Here is a 15,465-nt window from a genome sequence, read left to right on the forward strand (position 1 = left end):
CCATGGTTCACCGCGTAGTGCATTGGGGCACAGGCAATGTCGGACGGCACGCCCTGGCGGGGGTGCTGGCCGATCCTCGGCTCGATCTCGTCGGCGTGCATGTCTCCGGGCCCGCCAAAGCCGGCCGCGACGCTGCCGACCTCGCCGGAACATCCACGCCGACCGGCGTGCACGCCACCACCGATACCGCGGAAATCCTGGCGCTGCGTCCGGACTGCGTGGTCTATACCGCCATGACCGACAACCGGCTGATGGAGGCGCTGGCCGACCTGCGCATGCTGCTCGCCGCCGGTATCAATGTGGTGGCCAGCGCACCGGTGTTCCTCCAGTACCCGTGGGAGGTTCTTCCCGAGAATCTTCTCGAACCGGTGGAAGAAGCGGCGGCGCAGGGCAATTCCTCGCTGTTCGTCAACGGCATCGATCCCGGTTTCGCCAATGATCTGTTGCCGCTGGCATTGCTGGGCACCTGCCGTTACGTCGACCAGGTCCGCTGCCTCGAGATCGTCGACTACTCGACCTACGACAATCCGGCGGTCATGTTCGACATCATGGGCTTCGGTCGCCCGATGGACGAGACTCCCCTGCTGCTGCAACCCGGGGTGCTGTCGCTGGCGTGGGGCAGCGTGGTGCGCCAGCTCGCGACTGGACTCGACATCGAACTCGACAGTGTCACACAGAGTTTCGAGCGACTGCCTGCGCCGGAGACATTCGACATCGACTCGGGCACCATCGCCGCGGGCACCGCAGCCGCCCTGCGTTTCGAAGTGCGGGGCATGGTCGGAGACCGGGCCGTGACCGTGCTCGAGCACGTCACCCGCCTGCGTGCCGACCTCGCCCCCGACTGGCCGCAGCCCGCCCGCACCGGCGGTTCCTATCGCGTCGAGATCACCGGCGAGCCGCACTACACACTGGACCTGGCCATGTTCAGCGACAATGGCGATCACAACCATGCCAGCCTCGTCGGCACCGCCATGCGTCTGGTCAACGCCATCCCCGCCGTCGTCGCCGCCCCGCCGGGCATCCGGACGACGCTCGACCTTCCCCTCGTCACCGGCGCCGGCCTGGCGGATCCGGCCAGATCTCGCGAGGGAGGTTCGCAGCCGAGGAAATGAACAGCAACTCCATGTCACTGCGTCGTTGCACATCCCTGATACCTTCGGAAAACAGCTGAATCCCGACAGGATTGCGGATCGACAACGGAGGCGTCGTGAGCGTATTGTCCGGTGATCTGCAAACTCTGAGCTACGAAGCGTATGTCTACCTGTACTCGCTGGTGACGATGGATGTCACCCGTCAGCAGCAGACCAACTCACCGGTCGGCTCCACCCCGGGTTTCGGACCTCCGAACCAGTTCCACCACATCCGCGAGTTTCCGGATGTCGACTTTCGTGCGGTCGTGCGGCCGAATTTCGACACGCTGTATTCATCGGCGTGGCTGGATTTGACCCGCGGTCCGGTGCGTGTCCATGTTCCCGACAGCGGTGACCGGTACTTCATGCTCCGATCCTGGACGCATGGACCGATGTGTTCGCCTACCCCGGCAAACAGACAACCGGCACCGCCGAACAAGACTTCATCATCGTGGGGCCGGGATACAGCGGCGACCTGCCCGCCGGAGTCCCGGTGATTCACGCCCCACCTTCCATGCCTGGATGATCGGTCGAACCCAAACCAACGGGCCCGCCGACTACGCGGCGGTCAACAAGTTCCAGGACGGACTGCGGATCACCGAACTGGCCGACACGACACGGTTCGCCCCGGACCCCGCCCTGGTCACCGAGACCGAACCACTGCGACTTCTCCCAGCTCGCGCGCATCGCACTGCTGGGCATCACGCCAGGCCAGGACTTCGACGAGACCCGGTTCTCCGCCGGGGACCTCGAAGCGATCGAAGCAGGCGCCGCCGCTGCCGGCCACCGACGCCGACGGGGACCCACTCGTCGGCGACACCGACTACGTGATCCACTTTCGACGCGGGGAAACTGACAACGGCCGCGGCATTCTGGTCGATCACCATGTACGACGCCGAAGGGTTCCAGGTCCCTATCGAACGCGACCGATTCGCTATCGGCGACCGAGATCCTTTGCAGCACAATCCGGATGGATCGCTCGACATCCACGTCTCCCGCAAGAACCCGGGGCCTGACCACGAATCGAACTGGCTACCGGCGCCCAGCGGCCCGGTCGGTATCACCATGCGCCTCTACGCTGCGCGCCGAAGCTCTCGACGGAACTTGGACCCCGCACCCGGTCCACAAGGCACGCTGACGCGGGTACCCACAACCGCGGCGGGCATCCGGCATCACACCACAGTGTGATGCCATGCCATACCAAGGGATTACGAGCAACGAGATTCTCGTCGTTAGCTTCGGAGTCATGACGACATCTGCTCTGGTCCCCGAGTCTTCTCCACCGTCGCCGCGGCGTGGCGCCGATGGTGATTACGCCCGTCTGTTGCGCCGGATTTCCGACGCGGGGCTGATGAACCGGCGGCCCGGCTATTACGCCGTCCGGCTGGGCCTCGTCGGGGTCGCGTTCGTGGCAGGCTGGGCGGCGTTCGTCCTCGTCGGCGATTCGTGGTGGACGCTGCTGGTCGCGGGGTTCATGGCAGTGACGTTCGCTCAGATCGCCCTGGTCATGCATGATGTCGCACACCGTCAGGTCTTCCGGCTACGGCAGCCGACGGAGCTCGTGGGACGACTCGTCGGCAACGCGGGCATCGGCCTCGGCTACGGCTGGTGGCAGGACAAGCACACCCGCCATCACGCCAACCCGAACCACGAGGAACTCGACCCCGATGTCGCGCCCGACATTCTGGTCTGGTCGCAACAGCAGGCACGGTCGAGCCGCGGGCTGCCTCGTCTCATCGGGAGGGCGCAGGCGTTCCTGTTCTTCCCCCTCCTGCTGCTGGAAGGCCTGAACCTCCATGTGGCCGGCGTGCGAGCGCTCCGAAATCGGTCGGTCAAACACCGCGCATGGGAAGGCGCACTGCTTTTCGGCCACTTCGCCGTCTACCTGGCCGCACTGTTCGCGGTGCTGCCCGCCGATAAAGCCCTCGTGTTCTTCGCTGTCCACCAGGGCCTGTTCGGCCTGTACATGGGCTGCATTTTCGCCCCGAACCACAAGGGCATGCCGACCTTGACCGGCAACGACCGCCCCGATTACCTGCGTCGCCAGGTCCTGACCTCCCGCAACGTCCGGGGCGGCGCGTTGACCGACCTCGCCCTCGGCGGGCTCAACTATCAGATCGAACACCACCTTTTCCCGAGCATGCCGACACCGAACCTGCGGCACGCCCAGCCGATCGTCCGCGACTACTGCGCCGAAATCGGCGTGCCCTACCACGAAACCGGCCTGATCTCCTCATACCGCGAGGCGCTGCAACACCTGCATCACGTCGGCGCTCCCCTGCGCACCGTCGGTGCCGAGATGTCCGTCGACACGAGGACTGGTGATTCCGCTGAACCAGCAATGAGCGCGAAGATGCCCTGAGCGCACCGTAGGCTCCGAGGCAAGGGCAGTGCTCACTCTTTCCGGGTGACCACTGCCGCCGCTCCAACTGGCGAGTCGCGTTCGACCAGCGCGGGCCGGGCCACCAGTTCCACCACCAGCAGGGCCACCAGCGCGGCGAACACGGTCACCACCACCACCGCGCCCGACGGGTACGGCCAGAATACGAGGGTCGTCACCGCGATCGCGACGATGACAACCCGTAGCGGAATACGGAACTGCGCGACCGCGGACTCGATCGGATACGGGGCCCGCCCGTCCTTCGGCACGCGCATCGCGTCGAGCGCCTTCCTGCAGGCGCCGCGGACCGCGACCGCGGACCGGGACGATCCGGTGAGGTAGCCGACGAGCGCGATCACCACCGCCAGCGCGAAAACCGCCCGCAGGATGGTGCGCAGCGGGACCAGCATGGTATCTATCAGCACCGCGGCCGCCTGCGAGGAGAGCGCCTCCGCCGGCACGGCCCCCAGGTACAGCGACCGGCCAAGGGTGATCGTCATCGCCAGCAGCGCCATCGCGACCGCGATGCTGACCCCGACCAGCGAGATGGCGCGTCGGCGCGCGCCTCTCGGGGCCGCCCAGACAGCACCTGCGGCCACCAGCAGAGCCAACCAGGGCAGCACCCCAGAGGCCTTCTCCATCGCCGAGGTCACCCGTTGCGCCTTGACGAGTTCCGGCGATTCGAACAGCACGAACGAATCGTCGATCGTGGGGATCTTGTCCGCGAACGCGAACCCCCGATCGATCAGCGCGGCGCGGACTCGGTCGATGATCGGGGCCAGCGAGATGCTGACCGTGCCCTGGTCGCTGATCTGGACGGCGGGCCGGGTCTCCCCGGTCAGCACGGCTACCAGCGCTTGATGCGCCTGCCGGTTGGCCTGGATCCACAAGGCTTCGAATTGGTCGGAGGACACGAACGATTCGACCGTCCGGTGCACGAAGGACTCCGCCTGATCCGCGATCACCGGCGCCAACCCGACCACGGCGGGTGGCACGCGAGGAGCGTTGTCGATGATCGACAGCAGTGCGTCGGTAGTGACGGCCTCGATGTCGAGGCGGGTCACGATCTCATCGGTGATCTGATCGGTGAGTTCTGCCTGCAGAACCGGATTCGACCCCAGCGCCGCCATCTTCTGGACATAGCGGTCGGTATCGAGGAGCTCATTGTGGGTGTAGCGGGCGAGAACCGCGGAGAAGGACAGGACCGCGACCAACACCAGCAGCACAGCCGAGCCCGTCCAGCGCAACATCCGGTGACCGGACGCCCGTGCAGGGCCACCCGAAGAAGCCGCGGCCGGAGGCTCCTCCTCCCTGCGTTCGGCGCGGAGCGCTGCCAGCTCCCGTCGCAGGCACTGAAGTTCCTCGCGCTCGGTCGCGTCGAGGGGCTCGTCGGATCCGGGTGAGGAATTCACGATCCTCCTTCACTGTGACAACTTCTGCTCGCTCCCAACCCTGGCAGCCTGGCGGCCAGGCACATCCCCCGAAACGGGTGAAGCCCGGTGTCCCCGATCTCCCCGACGCTTCACCACAGGACCAGCGTCTCGAGTTCTTGCGAACCGCACCCGAGCAGGACAACGGGTGAATCACGATCGGTGACAGGCACGGGCGGTCAATGGTGGAATAGCGTGACCAGCCGATCTTGACGACACAGGCACCGGCAGGCAGCGCGAAGTCCGAGTTGTACCGAGGAAGATGGTCCGAGCAGCAAGCCGGCCATACCGAACCCAGGTCAGGAGTCGTCGTGCCGAAGTTGGAGATCAAGAGGAACGCCGAGCTGTCCCGCAAAGAGGTATCCGAGCGCCTCATCGCGATCGGACAGGCCATCGCACGGGGCCCCGACGTGGAACTGACAGCAAATGACGACTCGCTCGAGATCGTCGTTGCCGACCGTCTCCGATGGGAGCTCGAGATCGAAGTCGACGGCGACAAGACCGAAATCGAGATCGAGATCAGCTGGCACGACGATCCGGCCGCCGATGCCGACGCGACATCGGAATCGCGGCCGGCTGCTCCAGCCAAGGCCGCGCGTCGCGGGCGAGCGCGCAAGACGACCACCAAGTAGGTCACCGGCAGCACCGCCGAATCGCTGCTCGACCGGCGAGCGCCTCCGCTGCGGTGCTCGCCGCGGGCTCAGGTGAGGTTGCGCTCGGTGACCCTGTCGTCGAGCCAGGTCAGCCGCTGGTCGATCAGTTCGGTGCGGTCGGGATCAGCGCGGTCTCGGACCCGGCGCAGCATGTCCCGGAGGGCCGTGACGACCATCGGCGCGTTGGCGGCGTACATGATGTCGTCGACACCTGTGCGGAGGAACTCCTCCCATCCCGGCAGGTCGATGACCAGCCGTTCGACGCCGTTGTGGTCGGTGCGGCGCAACGGATCGAGCCGTGTCGCAGCGACAGATCCGAGCAGATCCCCCAGCTCGTCGAAGGCTTGGACCGCGGTCGCCGGGTCGTTCACCGCCGAAGACACTGCGCGCAGCGCGATATCGGCCAGCAGCCGGAACGCGAGCAGAGGGTCCTGGTCGAAAGTCCGTTCGTTGCCGACGATCAGCCCCTGCAGCACACTGGCTTCGGACAGCTTCCCGCCGTAGACATCGGCGACACGACTGCCGCGATGCAGTGTGGCACCAGGACTCTGCCACACGACGATGACCGCGTTCGCTGCAGTCGCCACATCGATCAGCCGGTCGACCTCGACCCGTTGCAGCACCATGGGAGGGTGCTGCCAGACAACCGACATGTGTGGCGGCAGGAGTGGGGATCGAGCCGGCGAGACCTCGCCGTGCTCAGGGTACGCGGCGCCGAGCACCTTTCGCCCGCGGGCGGCGATCGCGCCCAGCGCCGGAGCCAATTGAATGGCGGAAAAGGCCCGCAACTGCAATGTTCGCAACAGGGCGATCTGTACCAGCACCAGCACCATCGCCAGGAGCGGCACGCCCGCCGAGACCTCGGGTTGTTTGCCGATGGCCAGGGCGGCGGTGACACAGAATACGGCAAGTCCGAGGGCGAAGCCGAAGGTCCGCCAGACGATCGGGTCGTCGCGGAACAGCATCAACCGCGGCGTGAAAGCGGTTGTCACCCACTGCACTACGAGGAACAGCAGCGAGAAGATGACCGCCACCGCACCGAGGACACCGAGCCCGATCGCCAGGAGCGTGTCGATCACCTGGGCACTGGCCACGCGAGGGCCCCACGCTATCCGCGTGACGGCGAAGCCTGCGCCCAGCCCGACAAAGACGAAGACGAGCTGGGCAAGGCCTGCGCGCACGCGGCGGGTTCGGACCACCCTGGCGAGGACGGCCACGGCTGACCTCGGTGCCGCTACTCGCGCGACAGCATCGCGACGGCTTCGCGTTCGAGATCGATGAACGGTTCACCGCTCACGTCGACAGCCACCCGGTGCAGGGTTCCGCCGGTGAACGACCACGGTCGCGTTCCGGGATAGTCCTGGGTGACGGCTTCGCCGCTGTCGCGTCCCGTATTGAGTCCCTCCCCGGTGAGGCTGAATTTGCCGGGCTGGGTGCGGATTCGGCCTTCACCGACCTTCCGGTCGCCGTAGTAGAGGCTCAGGAGCCCGTGGGCGGTGCCGGGCGGGTCCTCGCCGTCCTTGTCGAAGGACGCCGCCAAGATCAGGTTCTCGCCGGTCGGCAGGTCCTCGGTCGCATCGATACGCTGTTCCTCGCTGCCGAGGAAGTTGTACACATAGTGCAACCGGTTGTCCTTGACATACAGCGCGTGCCCGCCGAAACGGCCGCCGTGGGAGAACAGGACACCGGCGGCGCCCGGTTCGGGCAGATCGACGAGCGCGCCGATCGAGTACGAGCGGTTGCGGATGTTGACCGCCACCGCCTCGGGTACCTCCGCGCCGCCGGGACGGTAGACGTAGCGGTGGCGCGGTGGCGCGAGCTGCGGGCGCGGGGTGGTGAGGATTTCCACGGCGGAACGGTCGTCGAGCGGGAACGCCTGGTTGGTCCCCGCCTCGTAGAACCACAGGCCGATGAGTTCGGCCAGTCTGCCTGGCTCCTCGGCGGCGAGGTCGTGCATCTCGGCGCGGTCCACCTCGGTGTGGTAGAGCTCCCAGGTGTCGTCGGGGAAGTGACTCCAGCCGCTGAGGGTGGGGTGCGTGGTGACCGCCTTCCAGCCGTCGTGCCAGATCCCGCGCCCGCCGAGCATGGAGTAGAACTGCGTGTGCTTGGCGGTCGGGATGTTGGGCGCGTCGAAGCTGTAGCGCATACTCACCCCTTGGAGCGGCACCTGAGCATGTCCCTTCACCATGTCGGGCAGGTCGACATCGAGGCAGTCCAGCAGCGTCGGCACCAGGTCGACGGCGTGATGGTATTGATCGCGAGTCTCGCCGTGGGCAGAGATTCCGGCCGGCCAGGAGATCACGCACGGATCGCAGGTGCCGCCGTTGAACGAGTACCGCTTCCACATCTTGAACGGGGCGTTGAAGGCCATCGCCCACCCGTTCGGGTAGTGGTTGTAGGTCGTCGGGCTGCCCAACTCGTCGAGTTTGGCCATGTTCTCGGCCAGATCGTCCGGGACGCCGTTGGCGATCTTGTTCTCGTTGACAGAGCCGTCCGACCCGCCTTCACCGCTGGCCCCGTTGTCGGAGACGACGATGATGATCGTGTTGTCGGGTTCCTCGATCCGCTCCAAGTAGTCGAGCAAGCGGCCGATCTGATCGTCGCAATGGGACAGGAAACCCGCATACACCTCGGCCATGCGGGAGAACAGCCGCTGTTCGTCACCGGAGAGGGTGTCCCAGGGCCGGGTGTAGTCCAGCGGCGGGAACGGCTCGCCGTCGGGCCCGCTGCGGGTCTCGGGCGTGCCGATCGGGTTGAGGGGTGGCAGCTCGGTGTTCTGCGGGACCAGGCCCATCTGCTTCTGCCGCTCGAGAATCTCGGCGCGCATCACCTCGTAGCCCGCGTCGAACCTGCCCCGGTAGCGGTCGGCCCATTCGCGCGGCGCGTGATGCGGCGCGTGCGCGCAGCCCGGGGCGTAGTAGAGGAAGACCGGACGCTCGGGAGCGATCGCTTTGACGTCGTCGATGTATTCGATGGCCCGGTCGGTGATGTCGACGCTGAAGTGGTAGCCGTCCTCGGGCATCGACGGCTGCTCGACCGGATGGTTGTCGTGGATCAGATCCGGATACCACTGGTTGGTCTCGGCGCCGAGGAAACCGTAGAACCGCTCGAAACCGCGACCGATCGGCCAGTTGCGTTTGGTGGACGCCAGGTTCATCTCGTCCTCGGCGCACAGATGCCATTTGCCGACCATCGCCGTGCTGTAGCCCTGCTCGACCAGAACCTCGGCGAGGGTGGCGCACTCCGGTGGGATATGACCGTTCGCCCCCGGAAATCCGACCGCGCACTCGCTGATACAGGCCATTCCGTTGGTGGTGTGATTACGGCCGGTGAGCAGGCAGGAGCGGGTCGGCGAACACAGTGCGGTGGTGTGCCACTGGCTGTAGCGCAGACCTTTCGCCGCGATCCGATCGATGTTCGGCGTCTCGATCGGGCCGCCGTAGCAGCTCATCGCGCCGAACCCGACGTCGTCGAGCACGATGTAGACGATGTTCGGCGAGCCCGGCGCCGCCTTCGGCTGCTGATAGGGGCCCCAATCCGGGACCGAATCACGGATGTCGAGATTGACAACACCGCGGAATGGAATAGCCATGGGGCAGACTCCTCACAGAGGGAATACCGATGCGCGGCGAATCCGCGGCGCTCCTCGCTGAGAGGAATCGCGGCGAGTTCCCTGCAGGCCTTCGGATATGGCCGGTCCTGCGAACCCGACCGACATTACACCGGGCACTCGGTGGATACCGCGATCATGATCGAAAGTTCACCCTTGCCTGGTGAGGGATTACAGTGTCGTGACAGCGAAGCTCGGACTGTCTCCCGCGATATCCGCCGGTCATCGGAAGGGCAACGATATGAACAGGATCCCCGGCGAGCAACCACTGCACAGTGATCGCCCTCGGCAGGAACACCTGGTATGGATCGAGGGCGGCACCTTCACCATGGGCTCGGACAACCATTACCCCGAGGAAGCACCGGCGCACCGGGTCTCGGTCCCCGGATTCTGGATCGACTCGCATCCGGTGACAAATGCCGAATTCGCCCGGTTCGTCTCCCGTACCCGTTATGTCACGGTCGCCGAGCGCGCCCCGACCGCGGCCGACTACCCCGATGCCGACCCGGACCAACTGGTCGCGGGCTCGTCGGTGTTCATTCAGCCGGATCACCGTGTGCGCCTTGACCAGCCCTATCAATGGTGGCATTGGGTTCCCGGCGCGAACTGGCGACATCCACAGGGCCCTGGCACGTCCATCAAGAAGCGACCCGACCATCCGGTGGTGCATATCGCTTGGGACGACGTCGCGGCATATGCAGTATGGGCCCGCAAAGAAATTCCGACCGAAGCCGAATGGGAATACGCCTGCCGCGGTGGGCTCGACGGCGCCGAATTCGCCTGGGGCGACGAATTCGAACCCGGTAACACCCTGATGGCCAATACCTGGCACGGCGAATTCCCCCACCACAACACGCGAATCGACCGTTATGAAGGGACCTCGCCCACCGGATCTTTCCCGCCCAACGGTTATGGACTGTCGGACATGATCGGCAATGTCTGGGAATGGACCCGGGATTGGTACACCGAGCACAAGCGCCCGGCCCATTCCTGCTGTGTCCCCGAGGATCCGCGCGGCGGCGCGGAAGAGAGCAGCCGTGATCACTCGAATATCGGCCGTCGCGTCATCAAAGGCGGCTCACACCTGTGCGCCCCGAACTATTGCCGGCGGTACCGGCCTGCGGCCAGAATGGCCCAAGCTGTCGACACCTCGACCTCACATCTGGGATTCCGGTTGATCGTTCGACCGTGACCGACCCGCCGTCGGTATACCGCCCGCTCAGCGATCCGACCCTGATGGGCCGGTGGAGTCCGGAGAACCGCGGCGCGAAGGTCGCGCAGGAGCGCGAATCCTCGTATGTCGGAATGGAATTCGAGGGGTTCAACAAGCGGGGCGCTGCGCGCTGGGTGACTCGCTGCGTGGTGATCGCGGCGGATCCGGGGCAGCGGTTCGCGTTCCGGGTCGACGCGATCGGCGTCCGGCGGCCGTGGTTGCGCGGCGGGATCGCCACCTGGGATTACCGATTCGCGCCGGAGAACGGTGGCACTCGGGTCACCGAGACCTGGCACGACGATCGCGAGCGGTGGCCGGATGCGGTGGTTCAGGTCTTCGACCGGGTCGCCACCGGTGGCGACACCTTCGTGGAGTTCCAGCGCAAGAACATCCACCGCACCCTGCGTAATCTCGAGCAGCAGCTCGAATCGATGCCGTGACCGTTCATCAACCCCCGAGCCCGGCCAGAATCGCCACCGGTGCCAGCAGGAGCCACTGCGGAAGGCGCAGCAACGGCGCGCGACCCGGCAGGCGCGACGCGATCACCAGGAAAACGACCGTGTACGCCGCGAACCGGGCGGCGGTCAGCATCGCGACCAGCTCGGTCCCCGCCGGCTGCCACCACGCCAACGCGAGCAGCGTCGCCGCGGTGGCGACGAGGTCGACGCTCACCATGTGCCACACCGCGTGCATGGTTCGCTTCGGGACGTCGGCCATCGAGCTGGCCAGCAGCGGCCGCACCGGATCGACGTGTCCGGCGATGATGTGGATCGCCGACACCACCGCGGCGGTCAGGCCCGCGGCCAGCAGATACCCGTTCATCGCACTGACATTACGGGGCCACCCGCCCTGCAATTCGAAGTGTGACGCAGCTCGTATAGCGTTGGCGGCACAGGAAATTCGACCTCGATGTGGTCACATTCGGCTACCGGAAGTACGGGTAGTCCTGCACCCAGTGGAATCCGCGGCTGCGCAGAGTGAATGCGCTGGGGTCCACCCGGTCCAGGGTGATCGTGACCGAGCGGTCGTTCAGTGTCCCGTGCAGTGACAGCCGGTCCGGTGTGGGTTGCTCGGTGGTCAGCGTCGCGAAGGGGCGCCCGACCTCCCCATTGGCCATCGTGGTCAGTTCCAGCTGTCCGGCAGGGCGGAAGGCGGCTTGCACCAGCACCAGTTCACCGTTCATCCGCTGGTATGTCGCTTGCCCTGGGTCATCGAAAACTAGTCGCTGCCAACGATTCTCGTCCGTCGTCAGCGGCGGTACCGACAGCCCGTCGAGGGTGAAGCCGCGCACTTCCCAGATTCCGTACAGTTCGGACTTGGGGCTGGCCGCACCGTACTGTTCTTGCCAGACCACCCACCGGTCATAGCCACTACCCACCGCGATCCAGAGTCCGAGGGCCACCTGAATCCACAGTGCGATGCGGTTTTTCCGGTTGTCGGTGAACAGCGGGGGCTGGGTCAGCGGTTCACACGCGCGGTCCAGCACGAACACATTCACGAGTCGTCGCAGGTATGGGGCAAGCAGCACCAGACTGATCAGCAGCAGGTGCGCGGCGAGCAGTTTTTCCGGGATGTCGAACGTCATGTTCAGCACCAGTATTTGCGCCGTGCTTGCCAAGCTCACTGCCGCACCGAGTACCGCGGTCCGCGGCACGAACAACAGCAGCCCGGCCACGACTTCCACCGCGCCGAGCGTCATCTCGTACGGATAGGAGCTGCCGACCTGCAGCCACAGCACCGAGGCCGGGCTCATTTCGCCGTAGGGCTGCAACAGCTGTGCCAGCGTCGGGCCCGGCATCTGGGTGGGAATCAGCTTGGCGAACCCGAACCCCAGCATCTGCCCGCCCAGGCACACCCGCAGAAACAGCGTGAACCAGGCCGACAGCCGGGGGTGGGAGGTGCGACGGTCGAACGCCGTCCACACGGCGGTGCCCACCGTCGCGACTATCAGGAGGCAGAACACCAGCACCCAGACAGCCGCCTGATCCCCGGCGCCGGAGTCCGCGTGCTGCACCGCGTCGACCCCGAAGACCGTTCTGCCCACCCAACCGGTGACGGGGTCGGTCAGGGACATGTTCCACGGCCCGGTGTACCTGCGGGTCCACTGGCTGAGGATGCCGAACAGCGCGAACGGGATATAGCTGTTGAGCAGGCAGAACATGCCGAAATAGAGAACGCTGAATCGGAACGCGAACTGCGTCGGCGGATTCCGGTCGACCCGAGGGGCGGTGGGCAGGTCCGCATCGAGCGTGCTGATCACTGCTGCATCCTCGGATCTTCGGTGGGGTCGGCGTACCGGGGCGGGCAGCCGTATTCGCCTGCGTCGGCGCGCAGTTCGTAGTGCCAGGGCTCGTTGATATAGACCTGGCACAGCCCGTACCCGGCGCCGTGTTCGGCCAGCCATGCCGCGGCGTCGATCGGCCCGATGTCGACCGCGTCCCCGGACACGTGCGCCGAGGTGTCGGGGGTGGCCACCCATCGGGCGGCTTCGGCGCGCGAGCCGTACTTCGACACCGCTTCACGCAGTAGTTGTTCCTGGTACCGCGCGGAGCGCCACCCGCTGTTGACCACGAATCGGATTCCGTCGTCGGCCGCATCCGTGGCAGCCCGGCGCAGGGCATCGAGCAGGTCGGGGTCGAGGTTGGCGACGGACGCGTCCTCGTCGTCGAAGACGGTCGCGCCGGGCGGTGGACGGTCACCGACAGGAAGGCCGATGGACCGCGCGGCCGAGAAGTCCTGCGACTGGTAGACGAGGACGCCGGCCGCCGCCGCGCCGACGAGGACAAGGGCGGTGAAGATGATCGGCCGGAAACGAGGAGTGACTGTCGGTGCTGGTCCGCTAGGGTTCATACCTTCAGTCAAGGCAACGAGCTGTTGCCCGCACGTATCCAGTTTTCGATACGCCGACGATAGTGCCCGTCGGGGAGAGTCGAGAGTCTATGCGCGTACTGATCGTCGAGGACGAACCCTTTCTGGCCGAAGCCATCCGTGATGGCCTGCGCCTGGCCGCGATCGCCGCCGACACCGCCGGTGACGGTGACACCGCCCTGGAACTGCTGAGCATCAACACCTACGACATCGCCGTCCTCGACCGCGACATCCCCGGCCCCTCCGGTGACGAGATCGCCGAACACATCGTCGCCTCCGGCAGCGGCATGCCGATCCTGATGCTCACCGCCGCCGACCGGCTCGACGACAAGGCGAGCGGGTTCGAACTCGGCGCCGACGACTACCTCACCAAACCGTTCGATCTGCGTGAACTCGTTCTCCGGCTCAGGGCACTCGACCGCAGGCGCGCCCACAGCAGACCACCGGTACGGGAGATCGCGGACCTGCGGCTGGATCCGTTCCGTCGCGAGGTCTTCCGCGACGGCCACTTCGTGGCGTTGACCCGCAAGCAGTTCGCGGTGCTCGAAGTCCTCGTCGCCGCCGAGGGCGGTGTCGTCAGCGCCGAAGAACTCCTGGAGCGGGCGTGGGACGAGAACGCGGACCCGTTCACCAACGCGGTGCGGATCACCGTCTCGGCCCTGCGCAAACGTCTCGGCGAGCCCTGGATCATCGCTACCGTCGCCGGAGTCGGATACCGCATCACCACCGGGCGGGACGGAGCAGACCGTGGATAGAGCGCCCGGATTGAGCGTTCGCCTCAAACTCACCCTCAGCTACGCCGGTTTCATCATGCTCGTCGGCACCTTGCTGATCGCCGCCGTGTTCGTCTTCTACCTGTATTACCTCCCCGACGGCTGGATCCAGACCGCCACCGGTGACTTCTGGATCGACCGGGGCAGCCTGCTGCGCGCCTTCGCGCCATTCGTGACCGTGGTATTGGCGTTTCTGCTGGCATTCGGTCTCGCCGGAGGCTGGATTCTCGCCGGCCGGATGCTCACGCCGCTGTCGCGCATCACCGCCGCCGCCCGCCTGGCGGCGAACGGCTCACTGTCCCACCGCATCCGGCTGCCGGGCCGCCGGGACGAGTTCCGTGAACTCGCCGACGTCTTCGACACCATGCTGGCCCGGCTCGAGGCACACGTCGCCGAAGAACAGCGATTCGCCGCCAACGCCTCCCACGAACTGCGCACCCCGCTGGCGATCACGAAGACACTTCTCGACGTGGCCCGCGACGATCGCAGCCGCGACACCGGCGAACTCGTCGACCGGCTGCATGCCGTCAACACCCGGGCGATCGACCTCACCGAAGCCTTGCTCCTGCTCAGCCGCGCCGATCAACGATCCTTCACCCGAGAACCCGTCGACCTGTCGCTCCTCGCGGAAGAAGCCACCGAAACGCTGCTTTCCCTCGCGGAGGAACACGGCATCACCCTCGAAACCTCCGGCGACATGGCCCCCACCATCGGCTCGCACGCCCTGCTGCTGCAGATGACGACGAACCTCGTGCACAACGCGATCGTCCACAACCTGCCGAGCCGGGGCGCCGTGTGGGTCACGACCAGCGTTGCCCCCGGGACGGTGATACTTACCGTCGAGAACACCGGGATCCCGCTCACCCCGCAGCTCGTGTCCACTCTGGCCGAGCCGTTTCAGCGCGGCAACGAACGCATCCGCACCCATCACTCCGGGGTCGGGCTCGGCCTGGCGATCGTCGACAGCATCACCCGAGCACACTCCGGAACCCTCACCCTCACTCCCCGTCCGGCAGGCGGGCTGTGCGTCACGGTGCAACTTCCCACGGCGACGGGCCTGAGTTCTCGCGCCGATCAACCGACTCCGTGAGTCAGCGCGGTGTTCGCTGCGACCGCGACTGCCGGTCCGTGGTCAGCGTGCCAATCACGCCGAGACCGAAAACGACGATGATGAGCGAGCCGAGTCCGACGGCGATCCATTTGCCGGTCTGGCCGTCGGAGCGCTGGTCTTCGTAATCGCTCATGGTCGTTTTCCCGCTGCGTGAGGTCTCCTCACACAGATCACCTGCACTCATCGTTGTTCCCCCGCAGGTCACTTCGTCCTGGGTGAGGCCGACGACGCCGCCGATGAGTATCGCCATTCCCACTATCAGGCCGGCCGCGAGCTTGAGGATGGTCTTCACCGAGT

The 15,465-nt window shown here is 66.1% G+C and carries 15 protein-coding genes and 1 pseudogene; 9 read left to right on the forward strand and 7 right to left on the reverse strand.

Annotated elements, in window-relative coordinates; all coding sequences use genetic code 11:
* The first annotated feature begins 2 nt into the window (after positions 1-2).
* From IEY60_RS17055 to IEY60_RS17070, 4 genes and pseudogenes are all read left to right on the forward strand, one after another.
* Positions 3-1,112, forward strand: a complete 1,110-nt coding sequence (locus IEY60_RS17055) for an NAD(P)H-dependent amine dehydrogenase family protein (protein WP_189029151.1) — start codon at positions 3-5, stop codon at positions 1,110-1,112.
* A 167-nt stretch (positions 1,113-1,279) separates the two neighbouring features.
* Positions 1,280-1,961, forward strand: a pseudogene (locus tag IEY60_RS35825) (DUF1254 domain-containing protein).
* Between the two features lie 54 nt (positions 1,962-2,015).
* A complete protein-coding gene (locus IEY60_RS35830; protein WP_229739899.1) occupies positions 2,016-2,318 on the forward strand; it encodes a DUF1214 domain-containing protein in 303 nt (100 codons plus the stop codon).
* Between the two features lie 58 nt (positions 2,319-2,376).
* Positions 2,377-3,492, forward strand: coding sequence for a fatty acid desaturase family protein (locus tag IEY60_RS17070; protein ID WP_189029155.1), 1,116 nt, complete (start codon positions 2,377-2,379; stop codon positions 3,490-3,492).
* 32 nt (positions 3,493-3,524) lie between these two features.
* On the opposite strand, the gene IEY60_RS17075 is transcribed toward IEY60_RS17070, so the two are convergent.
* Positions 3,525-4,922: a hypothetical protein gene (locus tag IEY60_RS17075; RefSeq protein ID WP_189029157.1), complete on the reverse strand. Its 1,398-nt coding sequence runs from the start codon at positions 4,920-4,922 to the stop codon at positions 3,525-3,527.
* A 329-nt stretch (positions 4,923-5,251) separates the two neighbouring features.
* On the opposite strand from IEY60_RS17075, the gene IEY60_RS17080 reads away from it, so the two are divergent.
* Entirely contained in the window at positions 5,252-5,572 is a 321-nt protein-coding gene (locus tag IEY60_RS17080; protein WP_189029159.1) for an amphi-Trp domain-containing protein, read from the forward strand.
* Positions 5,573-5,640: 68 nt separating this feature from the next.
* Here IEY60_RS17080 and IEY60_RS17085 read toward each other — a convergent pair whose 3' ends face one another.
* Both IEY60_RS17085 and IEY60_RS17090 read right to left on the reverse strand, forming a co-directional pair.
* On the reverse strand, positions 5,641-6,810 hold the full coding sequence (locus IEY60_RS17085) for a DUF2254 family protein (RefSeq protein ID WP_189029161.1): 1,170 nt from the start codon (positions 6,808-6,810) through the stop codon (positions 5,641-5,643).
* Positions 6,811-6,827: 17 nt separating this feature from the next.
* Positions 6,828-9,185 carry an arylsulfatase gene (locus tag IEY60_RS17090; protein ID WP_189029163.1) on the reverse strand — a complete coding sequence of 786 codons (2,358 nt, stop codon included), beginning with the start codon at positions 9,183-9,185 and terminating at the stop codon, positions 6,828-6,830.
* A gap of 259 nt (positions 9,186-9,444) precedes the next feature.
* Between IEY60_RS17090 and IEY60_RS17095 the strand changes: the two genes are divergently transcribed.
* Both IEY60_RS17095 and IEY60_RS17100 read left to right on the forward strand, forming a co-directional pair.
* Positions 9,445-10,395 carry a formylglycine-generating enzyme family protein gene (locus tag IEY60_RS17095; RefSeq protein ID WP_189029165.1) on the forward strand — a complete coding sequence of 317 codons (951 nt, stop codon included), beginning with the start codon at positions 9,445-9,447 and terminating at the stop codon, positions 10,393-10,395.
* On the forward strand, positions 10,392-10,856 hold the full coding sequence (locus tag IEY60_RS17100) for an SRPBCC family protein (RefSeq protein ID WP_229739900.1): 465 nt from the start codon (positions 10,392-10,394) through the stop codon (positions 10,854-10,856). Before IEY60_RS17095 ends, IEY60_RS17100 begins: the two co-directional genes overlap by 4 nt.
* A 7-nt stretch (positions 10,857-10,863) precedes the next feature.
* On the opposite strand, the gene IEY60_RS17105 is transcribed toward IEY60_RS17100, so the two are convergent.
* From IEY60_RS17105 to IEY60_RS17115, 3 genes are all read right to left on the reverse strand, one after another.
* Positions 10,864-11,238, reverse strand: a complete 375-nt coding sequence (locus IEY60_RS17105; protein WP_189029167.1) for a hypothetical protein — start codon at positions 11,236-11,238, stop codon at positions 10,864-10,866.
* A 103-nt stretch (positions 11,239-11,341) separates the two neighbouring features.
* Complete coding sequence (locus IEY60_RS17110; protein ID WP_373291721.1) at positions 11,342-12,676, reverse strand: DoxX family protein; 1,335 nt, start codon at positions 12,674-12,676, stop codon at positions 11,342-11,344.
* A complete protein-coding gene (locus IEY60_RS17115; RefSeq protein ID WP_189029169.1) occupies positions 12,673-13,266 on the reverse strand; it encodes a M15 family metallopeptidase in 594 nt (197 codons plus the stop codon). Before IEY60_RS17115 ends, IEY60_RS17110 begins: the two co-directional genes overlap by 4 nt.
* Before the next feature lie 89 nt (positions 13,267-13,355).
* Here IEY60_RS17115 and IEY60_RS17120 point away from each other — a divergent pair, with 89 nt between their 5' ends.
* Entirely contained in the window at positions 13,356-14,039 is a 684-nt protein-coding gene (locus IEY60_RS17120) for a response regulator transcription factor (protein WP_189029171.1), read from the forward strand.
* Positions 14,032-15,147, forward strand: a complete 1,116-nt coding sequence (locus tag IEY60_RS17125; RefSeq protein ID WP_189029174.1) for a sensor histidine kinase — start codon at positions 14,032-14,034, stop codon at positions 15,145-15,147. Before IEY60_RS17120 ends, IEY60_RS17125 begins: the two co-directional genes overlap by 8 nt.
* Before the next feature lies 1 nt (position 15,148).
* Here IEY60_RS17125 and IEY60_RS17130 read toward each other — a convergent pair whose 3' ends face one another.
* Positions 15,149-15,460: a hypothetical protein gene (locus IEY60_RS17130; RefSeq protein WP_189029175.1), complete on the reverse strand. Its 312-nt coding sequence runs from the start codon at positions 15,458-15,460 to the stop codon at positions 15,149-15,151.
* Between the last annotated feature and the right edge of the window lie 5 nt (positions 15,461-15,465).

It is taken from the genome of Nocardia rhizosphaerihabitans (genome assembly GCF_014646295.1).
Taxonomy (GTDB): Bacteria; Actinomycetota; Actinomycetes; order Mycobacteriales; family Mycobacteriaceae; genus Nocardia; species Nocardia rhizosphaerihabitans.

Excerpts from the sequence above, each read along its gene's own strand:
- IEY60_RS17105 (WP_189029167.1), bottom strand. The coding sequence starts at position 11,238 with ATGAACGGGTATCTGCTGGCCGCGGGCCTGACCGCCGCGGTGGTGTCG.
- IEY60_RS17070 (WP_189029155.1), top strand. The coding sequence starts at position 2,377 with ATGACGACATCTGCTCTGGTCCCCGAGTCTTCTCCACCGTCGCCGCGG.
- IEY60_RS17120 (WP_189029171.1), top strand. The coding sequence starts at position 13,356 with ATGCGCGTACTGATCGTCGAGGACGAACCCTTTCTGGCCGAAGCCATC.
- IEY60_RS35830 (WP_229739899.1), top strand. The coding sequence starts at position 2,016 with ATGTACGACGCCGAAGGGTTCCAGGTCCCTATCGAACGCGACCGATTC.
- IEY60_RS17055 (WP_189029151.1), top strand. The coding sequence starts at position 3 with ATGGTTCACCGCGTAGTGCATTGGGGCACAGGCAATGTCGGACGGCAC.
- IEY60_RS17115 (WP_189029169.1), bottom strand. The coding sequence starts at position 13,266 with ATGAACCCTAGCGGACCAGCACCGACAGTCACTCCTCGTTTCCGGCCG.
- IEY60_RS17090 (WP_189029163.1), bottom strand. The coding sequence starts at position 9,185 with ATGGCTATTCCATTCCGCGGTGTTGTCAATCTCGACATCCGTGATTCG.
- IEY60_RS17095 (WP_189029165.1), top strand. The coding sequence starts at position 9,445 with ATGAACAGGATCCCCGGCGAGCAACCACTGCACAGTGATCGCCCTCGG.